The organism is Pedobacter sp. T50_32 (assembly GCF_057652195.1).
In genome coordinates, this window is record NZ_JBYFBY010000007.1 from 51,897 (window position 1) to 71,996 (window position 20,100).

General features: G+C 37.4%; 24 protein-coding genes. 3 read left to right on the forward strand and 21 right to left on the reverse strand.

Annotation, left to right across the window (positions count from 1 at the left end):
* The first annotated feature begins 25 nt into the window (after positions 1 to 25).
* Positions 26 to 592: a TlpA family protein disulfide reductase gene (locus AC23ME_RS18150; RefSeq protein WP_487729182.1), complete on the forward strand. Its 567-nt coding sequence runs from the start codon at positions 26 to 28 to the stop codon at positions 590 to 592.
* Positions 593 to 631: 39 nt separating this feature from the next.
* Here AC23ME_RS18150 and trxA read toward each other — a convergent pair whose 3' ends face one another.
* From trxA to AC23ME_RS18195, 9 genes are all read right to left on the reverse strand, one after another.
* The gene (trxA, locus tag AC23ME_RS18155; RefSeq protein ID WP_487729183.1) at positions 632 to 925 is read right to left on the reverse strand and encodes a thioredoxin; all 294 of its coding nucleotides are present in this window, start codon (positions 923 to 925) and stop codon (positions 632 to 634) included.
* The gene (locus AC23ME_RS18160) at positions 922 to 1,134 is read right to left on the reverse strand and encodes a DUF6132 family protein (protein ID WP_487729184.1); all 213 of its coding nucleotides are present in this window, start codon (positions 1,132 to 1,134) and stop codon (positions 922 to 924) included. Before AC23ME_RS18160 ends, trxA begins: the two co-directional genes overlap by 4 nt.
* Positions 1,134 to 1,370 (reverse strand): hypothetical protein, encoded by a 237-nt coding sequence (locus AC23ME_RS18165; protein WP_447636369.1) that lies wholly within the window; start codon positions 1,368 to 1,370, stop codon positions 1,134 to 1,136. The genes AC23ME_RS18160 and AC23ME_RS18165 overlap by 1 nt, the downstream gene beginning before the upstream one ends.
* Before the next feature lie 10 nt (positions 1,371 to 1,380).
* Entirely contained in the window at positions 1,381 to 1,701 is a 321-nt protein-coding gene (locus tag AC23ME_RS18170; protein WP_487729185.1) for a rhodanese-like domain-containing protein, read from the reverse strand.
* Positions 1,702 to 1,795: 94 nt separating this feature from the next.
* Positions 1,796 to 2,110: a rhodanese-like domain-containing protein gene (locus tag AC23ME_RS18175; protein ID WP_447636371.1), complete on the reverse strand. Its 315-nt coding sequence runs from the start codon at positions 2,108 to 2,110 to the stop codon at positions 1,796 to 1,798.
* Between the two features lie 71 nt (positions 2,111 to 2,181).
* Positions 2,182 to 2,829, reverse strand: coding sequence for a peroxiredoxin (locus tag AC23ME_RS18180; protein ID WP_135834274.1), 648 nt, complete (start codon positions 2,827 to 2,829; stop codon positions 2,182 to 2,184).
* Positions 2,830 to 2,855: 26 nt separating this feature from the next.
* Complete coding sequence (locus AC23ME_RS18185; RefSeq protein WP_135834275.1) at positions 2,856 to 4,235, reverse strand: MBL fold metallo-hydrolase; 1,380 nt, start codon at positions 4,233 to 4,235, stop codon at positions 2,856 to 2,858.
* A gap of 61 nt (positions 4,236 to 4,296) precedes the next feature.
* Positions 4,297 to 5,715, reverse strand: a complete 1,419-nt coding sequence (locus AC23ME_RS18190) for an MBL fold metallo-hydrolase (protein ID WP_487729186.1) — start codon at positions 5,713 to 5,715, stop codon at positions 4,297 to 4,299.
* A gap of 92 nt (positions 5,716 to 5,807) precedes the next feature.
* Complete coding sequence (locus AC23ME_RS18195; RefSeq protein WP_487729187.1) at positions 5,808 to 6,611, reverse strand: sulfite exporter TauE/SafE family protein; 804 nt, start codon at positions 6,609 to 6,611, stop codon at positions 5,808 to 5,810.
* Between the two features lie 233 nt (positions 6,612 to 6,844).
* On the opposite strand from AC23ME_RS18195, the gene AC23ME_RS18200 reads away from it, so the two are divergent.
* Positions 6,845 to 8,182, forward strand: a complete 1,338-nt coding sequence (locus AC23ME_RS18200; RefSeq protein WP_280046105.1) for a cytochrome ubiquinol oxidase subunit I — start codon at positions 6,845 to 6,847, stop codon at positions 8,180 to 8,182.
* A 6-nt stretch (positions 8,183 to 8,188) separates the two neighbouring features.
* Positions 8,189 to 9,265 (forward strand): cytochrome d ubiquinol oxidase subunit II, encoded by a 1,077-nt coding sequence (gene cydB / locus AC23ME_RS18205; protein WP_487729188.1) that lies wholly within the window; start codon positions 8,189 to 8,191, stop codon positions 9,263 to 9,265.
* A gap of 138 nt (positions 9,266 to 9,403) precedes the next feature.
* On the opposite strand, the gene AC23ME_RS18210 is transcribed toward cydB, so the two are convergent.
* The 12 genes from AC23ME_RS18210 to AC23ME_RS18265 all read right to left on the reverse strand — a co-directional run bounded on the left by AC23ME_RS18210 (position 9,404) and on the right by AC23ME_RS18265 (position 20,099).
* On the reverse strand, positions 9,404 to 9,709 hold the full coding sequence (locus AC23ME_RS18210) for a hotdog family protein (protein ID WP_280046106.1): 306 nt from the start codon (positions 9,707 to 9,709) through the stop codon (positions 9,404 to 9,406).
* A gap of 18 nt (positions 9,710 to 9,727) precedes the next feature.
* A complete protein-coding gene (locus AC23ME_RS18215) occupies positions 9,728 to 11,158 on the reverse strand; it encodes an MBL fold metallo-hydrolase (protein WP_487729282.1) in 1,431 nt (476 codons plus the stop codon).
* Positions 11,159 to 11,380: 222 nt separating this feature from the next.
* Positions 11,381 to 12,022, reverse strand: coding sequence for a carboxymuconolactone decarboxylase family protein (locus tag AC23ME_RS18220; protein WP_286385872.1), 642 nt, complete (start codon positions 12,020 to 12,022; stop codon positions 11,381 to 11,383).
* Between the two features lie 5 nt (positions 12,023 to 12,027).
* Complete coding sequence (locus AC23ME_RS18225) at positions 12,028 to 12,720, reverse strand: ABC transporter ATP-binding protein (RefSeq protein ID WP_487729189.1); 693 nt, start codon at positions 12,718 to 12,720, stop codon at positions 12,028 to 12,030.
* Positions 12,721 to 12,723: 3 nt separating this feature from the next.
* Positions 12,724 to 13,947 (reverse strand): ABC transporter permease, encoded by a 1,224-nt coding sequence (locus AC23ME_RS18230; RefSeq protein ID WP_487729190.1) that lies wholly within the window; start codon positions 13,945 to 13,947, stop codon positions 12,724 to 12,726.
* Between the two features lie 4 nt (positions 13,948 to 13,951).
* Complete coding sequence (locus tag AC23ME_RS18235) at positions 13,952 to 15,043, reverse strand: efflux RND transporter periplasmic adaptor subunit (protein ID WP_487729191.1); 1,092 nt, start codon at positions 15,041 to 15,043, stop codon at positions 13,952 to 13,954.
* Between the two features lie 3 nt (positions 15,044 to 15,046).
* Positions 15,047 to 16,372 carry a TolC family protein gene (locus tag AC23ME_RS18240; RefSeq protein ID WP_487729192.1) on the reverse strand — a complete coding sequence of 442 codons (1,326 nt, stop codon included), beginning with the start codon at positions 16,370 to 16,372 and terminating at the stop codon, positions 15,047 to 15,049.
* A 17-nt stretch (positions 16,373 to 16,389) separates the two neighbouring features.
* Entirely contained in the window at positions 16,390 to 16,971 is a 582-nt protein-coding gene (locus AC23ME_RS18245; RefSeq protein WP_487729193.1) for a TetR/AcrR family transcriptional regulator, read from the reverse strand.
* A gap of 127 nt (positions 16,972 to 17,098) precedes the next feature.
* Positions 17,099 to 17,464: a carboxymuconolactone decarboxylase family protein gene (locus AC23ME_RS18250; protein ID WP_286385882.1), complete on the reverse strand. Its 366-nt coding sequence runs from the start codon at positions 17,462 to 17,464 to the stop codon at positions 17,099 to 17,101.
* Positions 17,464 to 18,009: a DinB family protein gene (locus tag AC23ME_RS18255; protein ID WP_487729194.1), complete on the reverse strand. Its 546-nt coding sequence runs from the start codon at positions 18,007 to 18,009 to the stop codon at positions 17,464 to 17,466. Before AC23ME_RS18255 ends, AC23ME_RS18250 begins: the two co-directional genes overlap by 1 nt.
* Positions 18,010 to 18,087: 78 nt before the next feature.
* Positions 18,088 to 18,780 carry a class I SAM-dependent methyltransferase gene (locus AC23ME_RS18260; RefSeq protein WP_487729195.1) on the reverse strand — a complete coding sequence of 231 codons (693 nt, stop codon included), beginning with the start codon at positions 18,778 to 18,780 and terminating at the stop codon, positions 18,088 to 18,090.
* 11 nt (positions 18,781 to 18,791) lie between these two features.
* Complete coding sequence (locus AC23ME_RS18265) at positions 18,792 to 20,099, reverse strand: APC family permease (RefSeq protein ID WP_135834291.1); 1,308 nt, start codon at positions 20,097 to 20,099, stop codon at positions 18,792 to 18,794.
* Position 20,100: the final 1 nt, after the last annotated feature.

Sequence of the window (20,100 nt, forward strand, 5' to 3'; positions counted from 1 at the left end):
ATTGTAAATCTTAAATTGAAAAATAATGACCAAAAATAAAAATTGGTTTTATCTTCCTTCATTTCACTACCTCATATTGTTGATTGGAGTGCTTGGAAGCTGTTCCAACTCTGAACGTAAGCATCAGGGAAATAAACCACGGCAAACTAATGTAGTCGCTAAAAAAAAGGACAATTCTATTGAAAACGACATTACATTTCAGGATGGAAATGGTAAATTAATTGCGTTAAATGACCTCAAAGGAAAAGTTGTTTTTATTAACTTTTGGGCAACTTGGTGTCCGCCTTGTATCCAAGAAATGCCGTCCATTAATGAGTTGAAAGCAAAATTTGAAGGAAATGAAAATATTGTTTTTCTGATGGTAGATGTAGACGGTAAACATCAAAAATCACAGGCATTTATGGACAAGCGAAAATATAATCTTTCCGTATATGTTCCCCATAGCGAAATCCCCAAAGAATACTTGGCCGGAGCAATACCTACGACCGTTATTCTGGATAAGAAAGGTGCTATAGCGGCAAGGATTGAAGGAGGAAGGGATTATTCGTTACCTGAAATCTTTAATGGATTAAAAAAGCTTTTGGAGGAGTAGCCCACAAAAAATCCGAAGACAATTACATCTTCGGATTTTTTATAAATTTTCATTTATCAGCCGTTCCAGCTCATTTGCCGGGAATACTCCCGATTGTCGCCAACGGATTTTTCCGTTTTTGAATATCATAAGCGTGGGTACACTTCTTACCTGATACTGAGCCGCTACCGGCTGATTCTGATCTACATCTATTTTGATGATTGATGCAGATTCGCCCACACGCTGTTTCAATTCTTCCAGAATAGGTGCCTGCATTTTACAAGGACCACACCATTCCGCAAAAAAATCAACCAATACGGGCTTGTCCTGATTAATGATTTCCTGAAATGTCATTGTTTTTCTTTTTTATTGTTTTTAAACATGGAGAATATCAAACCTCCCATTACCGAGCCATACAAAGTACTGTTTATAGGATTAGATGTAATGGCACAAGTACCCGAATTGCATCCTACAAATTTCCAATAGAGAAATCCGGCAATTGCACCAATTGGGACGCCAATGATGGTTAAAAGGTTCTTTTTTATAAATGTCTGCATCATCATTATTTTACTTCTTCATAGGTAGTGTCTTCCGTATTTTTGGCTTTGCTTGTAGAATATGTTGTATTGCATCCAGCAGTACCGCAACAGCCAATATTAAACAGCGGCATTAGTGTAAATAATCCACCTAAGACAACAAGCATCCATTGCTGTGCTTGAATGCCTTGAACGATGATCACAATTCCCAAAACCAGACGGATAATCCGCATAAAATTCCAGTTGCTTAAATAGTTTTTCATTGGTCTGTTTTTAATTCTCTGTAATTACTTTCTGTACATTGTTCCAAGTTCCGCCATTGAGAACGTTATCAAAACCGTTTTTTTCTAAAATACTTTTTGCCTGACTACTCCGGTTACCACTTCTACAAAACACAACAATGTTTTTCTTTCCTTTGAATTTGGAAAGTTGTCCCGAAATTTTGTCTAATGGAATGTTGACAGCTCCCTTTACACTTCCGGATGCAAACTCGGAAGGTGTACGGACATCAACCAAATAGGCATTGTCCGTAAGTACTTCTTTTAGTTCTGTATTGTCTTTCTGACCGAAAAGATTTTTAAAAATTCCTAACATAACTACTCCAATTATAATAATAAGAATGAATTTGACACTTTGTTTTTGCATCTTTTTTTGATTTATACCGTTGAGTGAAAAAGTGATGTGTCATTTACTTTTTCTGCAATATTTCATCCAAGGCTTGCTGTACATTTTGCCACGGACCACCGTTCACTACATTTTCAAATCCGTGTTGTTGCAGGATTATTTGTGCATTTCCGCTTCTTGCTCCGCTTCGGCAGAAAACGATAATGTTTTCTTTGTTTTTAAATTGTGAAAGCTCCTGTTCCAATACGCTTAATGGTATGTTTATGGCACCGTCAACACTTCCCGAATTAAATTCTTCAGGAGTGCGTACATCAACCAAAAAAAGAAAATCTTTATCTAAAAACCTATCTTTAGAAAGTTTGTCTAATAACTCTAACATATGATGTAAATATTTATGATAAGAAGACTGACCCTAAATTTGCGTAAAGCCAATCTCCTTATTCTTAATGATTAAATTGATTTTTTAGCAAGGTACCAATCCACTTGCTCCAGGCTTGTGTCGGCTTTACGTTCTTTCAACCCTTCCAATGTTTTTGGGGCACCTACAATTACTTTATCTCCTGGTTGCCAGTTGAGTGGCATAGCTACTTTGTATTCATCGGATGTTTGAAGTGCTAACAAAGAGCGTTTAATCTCGTCCATATTACGACCCACATTCAAAGGATAATACATAATTAGTCGAATTTTTCCTGCCGGATCCATAATAAATACTGCACGGACAGCCGCAGTTTCGCTTTCGCCCGGTTGCAACATTCCGTATAGCTTTGCTACTTTCATATCCAAATCAGCAATGATCGGGAAGTTGAACAAAACGCCAGTTTTTTCATCAACGGCATTTACCCATGCAATATGTGAATGAATACTGTCGATGCTTAATCCCATCAATTTAGTGTTGTGCTTTTCGAAGAAATCGCTTTCGTTGGCAAAACCTGTCATTTCTGTGGTACAAACTGGTGTGAAATCAGCAGGGTGTGAGAATAAAATCACCCAGCTTCCTTTGTTGTATTCTGAAAATTTGATTACTCCTGTAGTGGTCACCGCTTCAAAATCGGGTGCCATATCGCCAATTCTTGGCATTGTATTTACTTGATTTTCCATTTTTTTAGAATTTTAATATTATTTAATTAACTATTTACTTCCATCCACTCTTTCATTCCGGCACTATAGTTTTTCACATTTTTGAACCCGTTTTTAGCTAAAAGGGATTGTGCAATGGTCGCTCTGTCACCACTTTGACAATGAATAACGATTTGCTTGTCTTTACTGAATTTATCCAGATTATCAGGTAATGTACCTACAAAAACGTGATCTGCACCTTCTACGTGATAGGTTTCGTATTCTGTCAATCCTCTCACATCGACAATTTGAGCATCCGGATTTCCGATATACGATTTGAATTCATCAATATCGATAATGTCTTCCGTTTCTAAATCCAAACCTAAATCATTCACATCAGAAATGTATCCGTAGATATTATCCAAGCCTATTCGCATTAGTTTCCGGGTCAGATCTTCCATCTGATTGTCGTCGGCAACCAATATAAATTGTTCCTGATAATTCAGTAACCAACCTGCCCAAGTAGAGAAAGAATTATTGCCTTGGATATTGATACTTCCCGGAATAAATCCTTTGGCAAAATCTGTTTTTACTCGTGCATCAATAACTTTCAGTCCGTCGTTGTAGGCTGTCAAAAATTGCTCTCTGGAAAGCTTTGGATGTTTCGGCACTTCAACCAATAATGGACGATCCACTTTGTTCAAGTGTTTCATCGTCGCAAAATATTTTGGTGGTTCCGGCTGACCTTCTAACAAATATTTGATAAATCCGGCTTCATCATCCTGATATTGAAACGCCCAGTTACGGATTTTCTCGTAACCTACCGTAGAACTTGGTACTGCTCCCAAGGCTTTTCCGCAAGCCGAACCTGCTCCGTGTGCCGGCCAAACCTGCACGTATTCCGGCAATGCGGCAAAGCGTTGAATGGATTCGTACATCTGTTTGGCTCCTTTTTCCTGTGTGCCAATTAATCCTGCTGCTTTTTCCAATAAATCCGGACGGCCAATATCGCCGACAAAAACGAAATCTCCTGTGAAAACCATTACCGGTTTGTCGGTTGCCGGATGGTCAGTCAATAAAAAGCTGATACTTTCGGGTGTATGGCCGGGTGTGTGCAATACTTCCAAGGTCAGGTTTCCTACGTTGATTTTATCTCCGTGTTTTAAACCTACGTGCGGGAAAGCGTATTGCCAGTCTTCACCACCTTCGTCCGAAAGATACATTTTTGCTCCTGTCACTGCTGCCAATTCGCGTGAACCACATAGAAAATCAGCGTGGATATGTGTTTCGGTAATATGCGTGATTTTCATATTGTTTTGCTTCGCAATTTCCAGATACACATCGATATCCCGTTGTGCATCGATCACGATGGCTTCGCCTTTTGCCTGACAACCTATAAAATAGCTTGCCTGAGCTAAACTTTTATCATATACGTGTTGAAAAAACATAATTTTTAATTTTTAAGATTTTAAATTTCCTACGGCATTGTATGTTTCATTTTGTAAAAAATTAAAGCATAGTTGTCGGACAAACGTAATCGCTCACCTTGAATTTTCCTGAAGCTTTAATGGCATCGAATCCACCTTGAACATCAATCAGGTTGTCATATCCTCTGGCTTTAAGAATAGAGTTGAAAATCATAGAACGATAACCACCTGCACAATGGACATAATAAGTTTTGTCTTTGTTTACTTCAGCTATATGTTCGTTAATATAATCCAAAGCAATGTTTTCGGAATCTAAAACGTGTTCTGAAAAATGCTCACTTTTTTTGCGTACATCTAATATATTCAAATCAGGATTTTCTTCCATTCGTTTTGCCAGTTCATCTACTGAAATTGATTCGATAGCATCAGTTTCTTTACCTGCCTTTTTCCATGCTTCAAATCCGCCTTTCAAATAACCAATGGTATTGTCGTAACCCACACGAGCCAATCTGGTAACGATTTCTTCTTCACGACCTTCGTCTGCAATCAACAAAATGGTTTGTTTAATATCCGGAATTAATGTTCCTGCCCAAGGTGCAAAATTGCCGTCAATGCCAATGTTGATGGAATTTGGAATAAATCCTTTAGAAAATGTTTGTGCATCACGAGTATCCAGTAATAATGCATCGGTTTCGTTAGCAGCCGTTTCGAATGCTTCAGGACTTAAAGCCTGTGTTCCTTTGTGCAACACCTCATCAATGCTCTCATAACCTTTGATGTTCATCAACACATTTTCAGGAAAATATCCCGGAGGCGGCATCAAACCGTCTAATACTTCATCTATGAATTTTTCTTTACTCATTGGTTGCAAAGCATAATTGGTTTTCTTTTGGTTGCCTAAAGTATCGGTCGTTTCCTTGCTCATATTTTTACCACAAGCCGAACCCGCTCCGTGTGCCGGATAAACGATAATATCGTCTGCCAACGGAATGATTTTATTATGCAATGAATCATATAAATGAGCCGCTAATTTTTCCTGTGTTAAGTCAGCAATTACTTTTTGTGCCAAATCAGGACGACCTACATCGCCGATAAACAAAGTATCACCTGTAAACAAGCTGGTTTCTTTACCATTTTCATCTATCAGAAGAAAACAAGTACTTTCCATGGTATGTCCCGGTGTATGGATTACTTTGATTTGAATGTTTCCTACGTTTAAAATCTCCCCGTCTTCGGCAACGTGTGCTTCAAATCCGGGCTTTGCAGTAGGCCCAAAAACAATAGTTGCACCGGTTTTCTTAGCCAAATCTAAATGTCCGCTTACAAAATCAGCGTGAAAATGCGTTTCTAATACATATTTGATTTTGGCATTGTCTTTTTCTGCTTTTTCGATATAAGGCTGTACTTCACGTAATGGATCGATAACTACTGCTTCCCCGTTACTTTCGATATAATAAGCTCCTTGAGCTAAACATCCTGTATAAATTTGTTCTACTTTCATTTTTTATGATTTTTTAATTGTTTTAAATTTTATGATACAAAACTACAACCTGCTTATAACCTGCACAGTAACATAAGTTACAAGACTGTTTTTTATAAGAATAATTCTTTGATAAGGATATAGATTCCCATCACCAGTACAAACCAACCGAATGCAGATTTGAGTTTATTGCCTTCTATTTTTTTGGAAAGGAAGATTCCGATAAAAATACCAACAACCGATAATCCGGTAAAAGTTGAAAGTAAAGTCCAGTCGATGGTTTCACTGCCTTGTAAATCACCTGTAAACCCTAAAAGTGATTTCGTAGCAATGATAAATAAGGAAGTTCCTACGGCTAATTTCATCGGCATTTTTGCCAATAAAACCAATGCCGGAATAATTAAAAAACCACCACCTGCACCGACTAATCCGGTAAGCGTACCGACTAATGCTCCTTCCAATAAAATCATTGGATAGTTGTATTTTATTTCACCAGCGTCCGCGTCTTTACAATGCGGACAAGGACGTATCATGGAGATCGAAGCAAAAATCATGACGATGGCAAACAATACCATTAAGGCAATAGGTTTGGTAACTTCAAAGTTTCCAATACTGAAAATTACATCAGGAATTAAAGGCATCAGATATGCCCGAGTTAGGTACACCGCAATTATAGATGGAATACCAAAAATAAATACGGTTTTAAAATCTACTTTTTTCTGAATGGCGTTCTGAACACCACCTACCAAGGATGTAGTTCCCACCACAAATAAGGAATAAGCTGTTGCCAATACAGGATTAACGCCCATTACATACACCAAAATAGGGACGGTAAGTATGGAACCTCCGCTACCTATAAGTCCTAATGAAACACCTACTAAAACGGCTAATAAATAGCCTATAAGATCTGTTGCCATAATTCAAAGATTAAATGATACGGCAAAATTAGAATACCACGATAACGCAGGCAGTAACAATTGTTACAGAGCTAAAAATTAAAATTAAAAATCATCAGATGTCTATTTATTCTATACTGTGTAACAAGTGTTACAATTGTTTTTGTAATTTAGAAATACATTTGCAAGTAGTTATAACAGATGAATAAATGTTATTGAATGTCTTTATATTTAAATAATTAAAAGTATCTCTTATGGAAGATATGATCCTTTACAATCGGCTACAGTTTGCCTTCACGATTACCTTTCACTACTTGTTCCCTCAGCTCACAATGGGACTTTCACTGATGATTGTTTATTTCAAATGGAAATTCCTTCGAACTAAAAATGAAGATTACAACAATGCTTCAAAGTTTTGGATGCGGATTTTTGCTTTGAATTTTGCAATGGGTGTGGTTACAGGAATTCCAATGGAGTTTCAGTTTGGAACGAACTGGGCTAAGTTCTCTGAACTCACGGGCGGTATCATCGGACAAACACTGGCGATGGAAGGGATGTTTTCATTCTTTTTGGAGTCTTCGTTTTTGGGCATGTTTCTTTTTGGTGAAAAACTACTCGGACAAAAACTACACTTTCTTTCTGGGCTGATGGTTTTCCTCGGGTCCTGGGCAAGTGGTTTTTTAATTCTTGCTACGCATTCCTGGATGCAGCATCCGGTCGGATATGAAATATTAGAAAACGGAAAGTTTGTTTTGAACAATTTTAGTGCATTGTTCACTAATCCGTGGTTGTGGCCGTCCTATTTGCACAATCAGGCAGGATCATTAATCACAAGTTCTTTCTTTGTGGCGGCAGTTGGTGCTTTTTATTTGCTTAGCAATAAACATAGTCGTTTTGGCAAAATATTCGTCAAAAGTGGTGTTGTTTTTGGAGTAGTTGCTTCCATCTTAGTCGCATTCCCTACCGGAGATTGGGCTGCCAAAAATGTCGTTAAACATCAACCGGCAACCTTCGCAGCAATGGAAGGTATTTTTGAAACAGAAAAAGGTGGCTCAGAAATCGTATTGATCGGGCAGCCCGATATGGAAAACAAAAAACTGGATAATAAAATCGCTGTGCCTAATATACTTAGTTTTCTAACCTACCAAAGATGGGATGCCGAAATCAAAGGTTTGAATGAATTTGACGAATCAATACATCCTACCAATGTTCCCGGTTTGTATTATGGTTATCACATTATGGTTGGTTTAGGAACTATTTTTATCGGAATTATGGTGCTTGCAGCTTTCTTACTCTGGAAAGGCAGATTGTATAAAACGAAATGGTTACTATGGATACTGATGTTTATGATTCCGTTCCCTTATATAGCTAACACAGCCGGATGGTATACAGCAGAATTAGGGCGACAACCCTGGCTTGTTTACAATCTGATGCGGATGGTAGATGGTGTTTCACCTACCGTATCTTCTGGAAATACGTTATTTACACTTTTGGGTTTTGTCGGATTGTATTTGCTGCTTGGACTTCTTTTTCTTTTACTTGTTTTAAAAATCATTCGTAAAGGTCCTGAAGCTAAAATTGCATTAAAATAGTTGGTTATGGAAATATTTTGGTTTATTGTATTGATGGTGATGTTGGGAACTTACGTGATTCTCGATGGATATGATTTTGGTGCAGGAATTGTACATCTGTTTTTTGCTAAAACAGAAGAAGAGAAAAAAGCTGTAACCAATGCTATCGGTCCTTTTTGGGATGCCAATGAAGTGTGGCTCATTGCCGCTGGAGGCGTGCTGTTTTTTGCATTTCCTACACTTTATGCTTCGGCTTTCAGTGGTTTTTATCTGCCTTTGATGCTGGTATTATGGTTATTGATTTTCAGGGCTGTAGGATTGGAGTTAAGAGGACAGGTGCATAACCGAATGTGGGAAGCAATCTGGGATAAGGCATTTGGTATAGCAAGTTTATTATTGGCTCTCTTCTTTGGAGCTGCACTCGGCAATGTAGTGAGAGGTGTCAATCTTGGAATGGTCGAAAATGGTGTTTCTACACAGGAGGCTCATTATTTCTTCTTACCACTTTGGAATCCTACGTTTGATCCGCTTGCAGAACAACAGGGAGTTATTGATTGGTTTACCTTGTTATTGGGACTTGTGGCAGTTGTTACATTAACCATTCATGGAGCAAATTGGATAATTCTAAAAACTTCTACTTCACTAAACCAAAGACTTAAAAAGCTTATTTTTAAATTGAATTTTGTATTGCTGGCATTAGTTGTTGCTTCGGCTTGTTTATGGCATTATGTAAAACCCTTTCCTTTAAATAATCTGCAAACGCATTATTGGCTTTGGATATTCCCAATATTTGGTGCAGTAGGTCTAATCGGGTTGTTCCGAATTAATAAATTCAAAAAAGATAGTAGTGGTTTCCTGTTTTCTTCAATGTTTATTTTCGGGAGTTTTGCTACTACGATAGCTTCTATGTTTCCGACATTATTGCCTTCTACAAATGGTGTTAATCCTTCCTTAACGATTCAAAATGTAGCGGCTCACGAATATGGTCTATCTGTGGGATTATACTGGTTTATAATAGCAGCAATACTGGTTGTAGCTTATTTTATTATTCAGTTTAGAGTCTTTAAAGGAAAAATGGACGATGTTGGATATGGTGAACACTAAAAATATCTCCTGTTGCACAAAGAGCATCACCGGCGGAAAGTGTCATATCAACCCATATTTTTCGTCCTTCGATACTTCGTAGTTTTCCTCTTAGTTCCAGTTCAACTCCCATAGGTGTAGGTGCTTTGAAATCTACTTTCAATGAACAGTTACACATCTTACCGGAATAGTTTCTGTATTTTCAAGATCAATATTCTCCGCAACACAAGCAAAGGCTGCGGCAGAACCTGTACGGTGGCAATCCAAAAGAGAAGCCACCAAACCTCCGTAAACACTGCCGGGAAGTGCTGTGGATTTTTCATCTGGCGTAAAATGGGCAATAGTTTCATCGCCCACTAAATACGTTTTCAACTGATAGCCAAAGGGATTATTCTTTCCACATCCGTAGCAATGTGCCAATTCGTCGGCGTATAAATCCTGAATGGCTTTAGATTTATTTTGCATCGTTAGAATTCAAAAAAATTATTTCACAAGTTCGTTCTTTTTTTCCACCCAATCATTGATGCCTCCGGAATAATTCAGAATGTTTTCAAAACCGTTTTTTACAAGAATGGAATAAGCTATTGCTGCACGTGCACCGCTTTGACAATGAATGACAACTGGTTCGTTTTTATTGATTTTATCTAAATTCTTTTCAAGCGTATTTAATGCTATGTTTTCAACACCGCTGATGTGTCCGCTTTTGTATTCGTTTTCGGTACGGACATCAATTTTCTGAACGTTTTTATTTCCTAAATACGATTTGAAAGTATCTATATCAATGGTTTTTACATTTTGCAAAGCCAAATTTTGTTCAGACGGATTGGTAATGTAACCATAGATGTTGTCCATCCCGATACGCATCAATTTTCGCATCAAATCTTCGATTTGATTTTCTTCGGCAATCAAAATAATCTGGTTTTGATAATCGACAATCGAACCGGCAAATGTGGAGAATGTTTTCATATTTTCAATCAGAAAACTTCCCGAAATAAATCCTTGACTCGAAACTGCTTTAGGACGGGCATCTATAACGATTAACCCATTTTTAATTGCATTATCTATTTCTTTTTGATTGAGTTCAGCAAGTTTTGGCACTTCAACCAATAGCGGACGATCTGCTTTGTTCAGATGCTTCATTACCGCAAAATATTTTGGTGGAGCTGGTTGGTCTTTCAAAATATAAGTTACAAAATCTGCTTCTTTCCCTGAAAATTGCAAAGCCGGATTAGTCAGTTTTTCCTGTTTCAAAGTCGATTGTGGAATATTGCTCAAACTTTTTCCACAGAAAGAACCTGCTCCGTGTCCCGGCCATATTTCGGTATTATCTGGTAATTTCAAAAATTTCTCGATAGAACGGTAGAGTTGTTTTGCTCCAAGCTCCTGCGAACCAATCTGTCCGGCTGCTTTCTCCAATAAATCAGGACGACCGACATCTCCTACAAAAATAAAATCTCCGGTAATGGCTTTGATTGGATTTTCTGTATCGTCTTTAACCAAAAAAGTCAGGCTCTCGGGCGTATGTCCCGGGGTGTGAATGACTTCTATCGTAATACTTCCAACCGAAATCTTATCGCCATCTTTCAGTCCGGTATGTGGAAAATCGTATTGCCAATCTTTTCCGCCTTCATCGGATAAATACAAGGGTGCTTTAGTAACTGCTGCGAGTTCTCTCGAACCACTGAGAAAGTCTGCGTGAATATGTGTTTCGGTAATTTTGGTAATTTTCAAATTATGTTTCTCTGCAATTTGCAAATAGGTATCAATGTCTCTTTTAGGGTCGATAACAATTACTTCTTTAGTTTGTGCATCGCCAATCACATAACTTGCCTGTGATAGCGTTTCGTCATAAATACGTTCAAAAAAAAGACCTTGTGCAAACGAGGAATTCGATAAGAAGAGTAAGGCTACCAACCCAAGGAAACTGCTTTTAAAAAAGATAGATTTCATATATTAACTGCTTTAAAATTTCAATGTTATATAATTATCTACACTAACTTCACATGGATATAGTGTAGTTTTAAATTACCAAAATTAGCAATTCTCATTTGGGCGGAAAGTAACATAGGTTACATAGGGGTGCAGGAATAAAAAATCATTCAAAAAAGCAGTTGTTCCATTGTTTTAATCTTTTACCTATTCTTTGTTGGTCTCAAAATAGATATTCGGTCTTCCAAAAATCCATTTTACGAATGAAACAACCAATGCAATCGGAATTATGAATATAGCGGCTATAATCATTCCGTATTCATACAACAAAGAACTATCTGAATAAGGTTTCCCTTTCTTTCTGGCACGGAGTGCACTCATTGGTAAGCCAATCATATTGCCCATCAGCATCAGTTGAATGGCAGCTAATATAATTCTTGCTTTTTCTTTTCCGTATTCTTTTACAATGGCTTCGTATGTTTCCATTTCGGGCAATCCACGTGTTTCGGCATAATGTTGAGCAAATAGGACAGCTTTCGATTCTTCGGGTTTGACAAAGCTTTTGTCTCCCGTAAGGAAACCCGATATTTCATCGTTATTCATTCCCATTTTTAATGCCATCTGCGTATGGGCGTATGAACATACGGCACAAGAGTTGACCTCAGTTACTGCCAGTTGCAATCTTTCTAAAAATTGTTCATCAATGGTGTTCTGTTTTTTATTTTTGATAAATACTATTGCTGACCTCGGTGCTAATACCAGCGAACGAAATAGTTCCGATAAAGAAACTTTTCTTTTATACGAAGTTTGATTTTCAATGTTTTGAGGTATAGATATGTTATTGTTCATTGTATTTAATTTGTATGTCCGCCAATGATGTTTCCGTCTTTCATTTCTATGGTTCGGTCACTTTTTTGAGCGAATTCATCATCGTGGGTTACAGCGATAATGGTCTGTCCAAAACTGCGGGTCAGGTCTTTGAAAATATCAAAAACAATGTCTGTATTTTTACTGTCCAAATTACCTGTTGGCTCATCACCCATAATAATCAACGGATCATTAATTAACGCTCTGGCAATGGCAACACGTTGTTGCTGTCCACCCGAAAGTTTATTCGCAGGTTTGAGAGCCTGATCTTCCATACCCAGCATTTTTAACTTTTCATAAGCCCGTTCTTCTATTTCTTTTGGTGAAAACTTACCTAATTTCAGTGCAGGAATCATCACATTTTTCAGACTGGTAAATTCTGACAGCAGGTAATGAAACTGGAATACAAAACCTATTTTTTCGTTTCGGATTGCAGCCAGTTCATCAACCGATTTTCCGGTAATTAATTCATTATCTATCACTAAATTTCCATTATAATCTCTGTCCATAGTGGAAAGGATATAGAGCAAAGTAGATTTACCACTCCCTGACTTCCCGATAAGTGTTAGAAATTCACCTCTCTCTACTTCAAAACCAATATTTTTCAACACCTGAAATTCTACCGGGTCATAAAAATACTTGTCGATATTTTCTGTTTTTAAAACGATATTTTTATCCATGATTTACTTTCTAAAAATGCTGACCGGATCCACTTTTGCTGCTTTACGGGCAGGAATGTATCCGGCAAAAAATGTAATAACTAAGCCCATAACAACTCCCTGAATGAATTTCTGCAGTTCATAATCTACAGGAAAGTATCCTATGTCACCACCGATATATACCTTTTTCAACAAGGTAATCATTAGCAATGCCATCAACATTCCGCCAACTACACCGATCAAGCCAATAGATAATGCCTGCGTTACAAAAATCCGTATCACGTCGTTCCCTTTAAAACCAATAGCCTTTAATATGGCAATGTCATTTATTTTTTGGGAAACGGTCATGTTCAGGATATTGTAAATGCCAAAACCGGCAATGAGCATAATGGCTGTAGAGACAAAATTGATCATAATGAACCGCATTTTGCTGAGTGCCATCAGCGATTCGTTACTCTCTTTCCAATCTTCGGATTTGTATCCGGTTAATTGAGATAACTTTTCGGCAACGGCTGCCGCCTGGTGCGGATCTTTTACATTGACACTGATGTCTGTTACATACACATTGTTTTCTTTGAGCAATTGCTGAGCGGTGTATAGATTAACGTACGATTTGGTGTCGTCGGCAGTTGAATTAAATGATCGAAAAATACCTGCTACACGCAGGTTCTTAGTTACACCTTTTTGTGATGTAAGATTGATGTTATCACCAAGTGCCAAGTTCATTTTTTCTGCTATTCCTATACCGATTACGATGCCGTTCGGGTCGGATTTCAGGGTTTCAAATTTACCTTCAACCATTGATGAAGTAATGCTGTACATCATATCTGCTTCATCTGGCTTTATCCCGATGCTTAATCCACTCACTTGAGTTCTTCCGTTATTATAAAACACGCTTGTGTTTACCTGGGCTGTTACCACAGTTACTTCCTTTTGCTGTTGTGCCATTTCTGCAATACCGTTCGGGTTAATGATAGTATTGACTTTGGGTACTACTTTCGGATTAGAAATCAGGTATTCGGCAGCAGTATCACTTACCAGATTTTTGCTGATGACATCATCATGGTACAACCGAATATGTGGCGTATTTTTGAAAATATTTTCGTCAGATGCTTTATCAAAACCAACCAGTAAACTGTTCATGAAAATATAGATCGACATTCCGAGCAACACACCAAGAACGGCTACAGCAGTCATTTTTTTGCCCGAAAACAGATAGGTTCTGGCTATGTCTGTATTAATATTCATCAGTCTAAGGTTTTATATGTTCCAGAATATCATCTTTGCTAATTCCTTCCAATATTTCTACATATTCGGTAGAAATGATACCTGTTTTTACAACAACGGGTTCGTCTTTTCCTTTTAGTTTTACCTTATTTCCAAAGCCCAAATAACTTCTCGGAATTAATAAAGCATTCTTCTTTTCGCTTGTCAAAATATTGGCTTCCAACTGTGTGCCGTAAATACTACTTGAAGGTGCTTCATTCAGCAACACTTTTACAACAAATGATTGTGTTTTTTCATCAAATGCAGCCACTATTTCACTGATTTTGCCTTCGTACACGTTGCTTTTATCTGTGTTAAACTGAATATAAACCAATTGTCCCAATTTTATTTTTCCGATGCTTTTTTCATCTACGTTCAATACCACTTCCGGTTTGCTGTCATCAGCAATTGTAGCAACAATATCTCCTTTTCTGACATAATCGCCTGTTGATTTCAGCTTGTTGACAATCGTACCATTTTGAGGTATTATCAGTTGATTGTATCGTTCTATCACTTTGCTGTTTTGTAGCTGATTTTTGTTAGAAATCTGCTGTGTTTTGGCACGTTGCAATAGTTCTGCTTTTTGCTTTTTTAAGGCATTCAGCTGTGCCAGTGAATTTTTTGCTGCCAATTGCATATTTTCAAATTCTACCTTGGCTACACTTTGCTTTTGGAACAGGCGTTCATAACGTTCAGCTTGTTGTTTGTCTTGCTCGTATTTGCTTTCTGCATAGCGAATGTTTTGTTCCAGTTGCTGAATGGCAGGCGAATTTTCCGTTAGGTTTTCGTTGGCAATGGTTAATTGTTCCTCTGCCGAATGCGTATTGATACGGTTAGACGGATTGTCGATAACCGCAATGACCTTTCCTGTATTCACTTTGTCTCCCACCTCAAAATTGGCTTCTGTAAGTATGCCATCTGTTTGTGCCGTGAGATGATAGGCATCATCCCAATCGAGCATTCCCGATGCAAAAACTAATTCTTTTATATCTTTTACCACCGGCTGCGCTTCTTCCTTTGAACCACAGGATTGTAGTGTAGCGAACAGTACAATGGTAACGAACAACTTTATTTTCATAGTTTAAAACTTATTATTGATGATAATTTTATTTTCACTAAATCCAATGCCTGCCAAAGCTGTAATAACATTTAGCTGGCTCAGCAGCATATCCGTTTGTGCAGTAAGTAATTTGTCTAAGGGCAGAATATTTTCCTGATACTGATCGAAGTATTTCTGATAAGTATCTTCTTTCAAGGTTTGAATTTTCTTAAAATTTTCGAGCTGTGAAGATGCTTTTTCGTACTCCACCAACAAATTGCTATTGCGGGTTTCGTTTTCACGCAAAAAGTGAATACGATCATTTTCGGCCATTTGCCATTGCATTTTTTTCTCTTTTACCGCCGAATATTTTGAAACGGTAGTAGGTAAATCCCAACTCAAACGAAGACCAACATAATTATATCTAATCCAATTGGAATTAGGGTGAAAAAAGGACTCATTACTCAAGTTTTGCCAATTAAAGGAAGATACAAATCCCAAAACGGGTAACTGTTGTTTTTGTGCCGCTTTCCATTCCTGTTCTGCCACTTTTTCTCTCAGCTGATAATGGTTTACCCATAAATTGTTGTTTGCTTCTGTCAATATTTGTTTATGATCAAAATCTCGAATGTTTTGATTTAAAATGGGATTGACTTCATTCTCAAAAAACAAAGCAAGATTTTGCTGTTGGATTTGGATATTAAATTGCAATTGCGAAAGCTGATCCTGTAATCGAATAAGGTTCACTTCGGCTTCGTTTACATCTTGTTTGCGTACAAGTCCTTCTTCAAATCTGTTGTTTACGATGGTTAAAATTTGTTTTGCAATGACGATATTCTGCTCTACCATCTGTTGCTGTCCCTGAAACGATAAGATATTAAAGTAAATGCCGTTCAACTGATCATAAATAGTCCATTCGTTTATTTTTTGCTGATTGGCTACCAGTTCCTGATTGGTTTTGGCAAGTTTTATACGACTTATATTTCCAAGGTTAATAATATCGAACTGCGGTTGTATGCTGAATGTGCTGACATATTGCAAACCCATTGTGATTTCACGAAAAGAACCGGGCAAACCGCCGAAAACTTCGGCAGGAATGTAATTGGTTTGCAAATTCATATTATCAATAACTTGAGCCGATACCGGAATTCTCGGATTAAAAGCATTTCCAACTGCGGTTTTTCTGGTCAGCTCTGCTAAATTTTGCTGGATGATGTCATTTCTGAAACTGACTTTTTTCTCCTTTGCAAAGGCAAGTACTTCGTCCAGCGTATGAAATTCTTTCTTCTCCTGAGACCTTACCATAAAAGGCAAGAAAAGGATGACTATAAGCAATTTATGTTTGTGAATATTCACTAACTTTTTCATTCAAAAAAATATTTATATTATACTTTGATTAGAGCTAAAATGCTGTTCATTGTTTTTTGTCCCTGAACCTCAACATCAAATTCAAAAGAAGTCAATTTCCACTTCAGCATTTGCAGCCGAAACGTACCCATCACAATATGCACGAGTTCTTCTGAAGCTATTACTGTTCTAAAAACACCTGTCTCTTGTCCTTCCTTTATCAGGGAATTGAAACGGATGAAATTAGTTTGTAATAATTGCTGTATGGCATTTTTTACCTCCTCGGAATTATCAATCAACCCGTCTGATAAAACAATATTGATGAAACACGGATTTTGCTTGAAATACGAAAACTGACTTTTAAAAAGTGCTTTAAACTTTTCTTCCGGTGATTGTTTTGTATTGATAATAGTATCAAAACGCTGGGTAATATTTTCTGATAAATAAGCAATTAATAGTGTTACGATTGCCTCTTTATTTTTGAAATGACGATACAAAGCACTTTCTGAAAAATGCATTTCCCGAGCCAAATTTTTAGTTGTAAGCCCTGCAATGCCACTTTCCATCAATATTTTACCTGATGCCTTTATGATTTCCAGCTGTCTTTCAGACAAATTCATTTAATCCAAACTATTTTAAAAATGTAAAAGTAGTTTAGCTCATTAAGCTACACTGTAACAAAGGTTACACAAATAAAAAACGAGGACATTTAATCCTCGTTTTTCACTAAAGCTATTAAACAGCTTTCTAAGCAGGATTTTCAATTGCTTCAAACACACAATCTACTGCCATGCTAAATGCAGGCATTCCACCTGTAATCGCTGCGGTTTCGCAAACTCCAAAAAGTTCTTTTACGGTAGCTCCGGCTTTTAAGGCTCCTTTGGCGTGCAATTTTGCAGGTTCTTTGTGCATTCCGCCAATCAATAGAGCAAAGTGAACCAATTGCTGGGTTTTCTTGTCAAGTGGATTGTTGTAAATGAGTTGTTCTCGGTATTTTTCGATGATTTCTATGGCATCTGTTTCGTCTGAAAGTGCTGCCAATTTTAACCTTTTCTCGATGTTTTCCGGAACGAAACCCAGCAGTTCTTCGTACTTTTTTCTAATGTTTTCCATTATCCGATTAAGGTTGAAGTGTTGGGCCATTCCATATATTCAGCCGGATAAATTCCGTTTTGACGCATCAGCATATCCACTTGTCCTAAATGGTACGAATGATGCCCAAACGTAATCCACAGAAATGCCATTACCGTGTATTTCCGTCCCATAAAGGAAACGGTTTTATTCAAATCTTCTTCGGTATAGCTTTTTAAGATTTCAAATCCTTTGGCAAAAACGTCCTTGTATTTTTCCACTAATTCCTGTCCGTCTGCAATGTTTTCCAATAAAGAAGCGTTATCGGGTTTTGGAATTGCTAATCCGCTTTCTTCTTCCTTCATCGCCTGAAACCAATGAATTTCTGCCAATACAAAATGACGGATTAATCCACCTATATTAATTGTATTCACACGAGTTCCGAGATACATCACTTCGTTATCAATCGGTGTACTGTTAAATACTTCATCGGGAACATCTTTCAGTAATTCCAGCGTTTGAAGATAAAGTTGTTCGTGAATATTCAAGAAGCGATTGAACTCCTGTATTGTTGCCTTATTTTCCATTTTTATTACATTTTAAACTGTTGTAAAATTATGTCGTAACAGGAATTTACACAGTAACCATTGTTACAGAAAGGAGATTTATTTCGCTTTAATAATAAATTGATACGGCAGTAAATCTACATTCACTTCAAAAGAAGTATAACCCGCTTTTTTCAATTCTGCTACTACTTCATCAATCGAAACTTTATGGTTTGTTGGAGGTCCCACCGGAACATCGGTTTTAAAGAAATCAATCACCACTAATTCTCCGTCATTTTTCAAACCTTTTTTTACTTTTGCAAAATACTCGGCTCGATTGTCAATATGGTGATATGAATTTACGATTAACACCATATCCACTTCATTGTCTTTCAAATCAGGACTGTCAAAAGGTATTTTGCGAAGAGTGATATTCTCGATTTTGTTGTCTTCAATACGTTTTTTTAGGAAAGTCTGAAACTCATCATTTACATCGGCTGCAATTACATTTGCTCCGTGTTTGGCAAGTTTCACAGAAAAATATCCCGTTCCCGCACCAATGTCCATAATGGCTTTTCCATTGATGTCGCCTAAGTATTGCATCACCTTGTGCGGTTGCTGGTATTCGTCACGTTCTTTGGATTCGAAACGGTTAATCAAATCATCCGTAGAAGATTTGTGCATATATTCATTTGCAGAGTGTGCAGGTTTTCCGTCTCCGTGACCGTGATGCTTTTTGTTTTGATGTTCCTGTGCCATAATTGTACTGGTTGAGGCAATCGCAAGGATTGCGGTAATAATTTGTTTTTTCATTTTATATTAATTTAATAATTAGACTTTTCTAATTTTTTACTCCAGAAATAAGTTCCTGTTCCAATGAGTAAATTGCTCATTCCTAATATTGTTTCAAACGGATTATTGATAAACGCGTAGGTAATCATCCATACAGATAAAAGAATAAACACAATTTGAAACAGCGGAAATAATGGACTTTTGAAACCTTTTATTTGTTGATTTTGATTTTGCTTTCGCAATTTGAATACACCTAAAACCGTCATTAAAGAAGAAGCCGTGAGCAATATTCCGCAATAAATCATAATCTGTTCAAAGGTTCCGGTAAGCAACAATAATGCACTGATGCCAAACTGCAACCACAAGGCTCTTTTAGGAATGCCGTTTTCCTGTGTTTGAAAGTACGACCAAAGACGATGTTCTTTTGCAATGCTTAATGTTACTCTCGGACCAACCCAAACCATTGCACTAATGCCTGAGATTAACAGTAATGAAATAGCCAACCCAAAGAAACTTCCTGCTTTTTCTCCCAACATTTGCTTTGTAGCAATGGTGCCTACATTTAGTTGCCCGGCCAAATCGTTAACCGGAACGTGTTTCAGAAAAACGTATTGCAATAAGGTGTATAAAACCGTTACCAAAACCGTTCCTCCGATAAGTGCTTTGGGTAAAGATTTTAAAGGATTTTCAAATTCTTCGGTAATATAAGCTGCCGCATTCCAGCCCGAATAGGAATAGCTTACATAAATCAAGCCGATGGCAAAAGCTGTTGAGGTCAATTCCGTAAAATATCCTTTGTAAGTAATAATTTCATTTCCCGAATGTTCCGGTAAAACCAAACCAATACTGATGATTATTACAATCAAAATTACTTTGAGCAAAGTACTGATGTTTTGAAATTCGGCACTCAGTTTCAAACTTCGGGTATGGATTAATGTGATGACAGCGACCAAAGCAATACTCATCCATTTGACATTGAAATTCCCAAATGGAAAATACTCCGAAAAAGCAATCGCTGCCAAAGCAACAGGTGCTGCAAAGCCAACGGTAAGCGAAATCCAACCTGACAAATACCCGATTAAAGGATGGTATATTTTGGAAAGAAAAGCATATTCGCCACCCGATTTTTTAATGGCGGTTCCTACCTCTGCATAGCTGAATGCTCCTGACAAAGCTAATATTCCGCCTAATATCCAAAGCGAAATAACCACCATCGGATTGTTCAGCTCCTTCAACTGAAAGCCAAGACTGGTAAAAGCTCCTGTGCCAATCATATTCGCAATGACGATCGCTAAGCCGGTGATAGTGGTTATTTTATGTGCTTTGGTTAACTTGCTCATT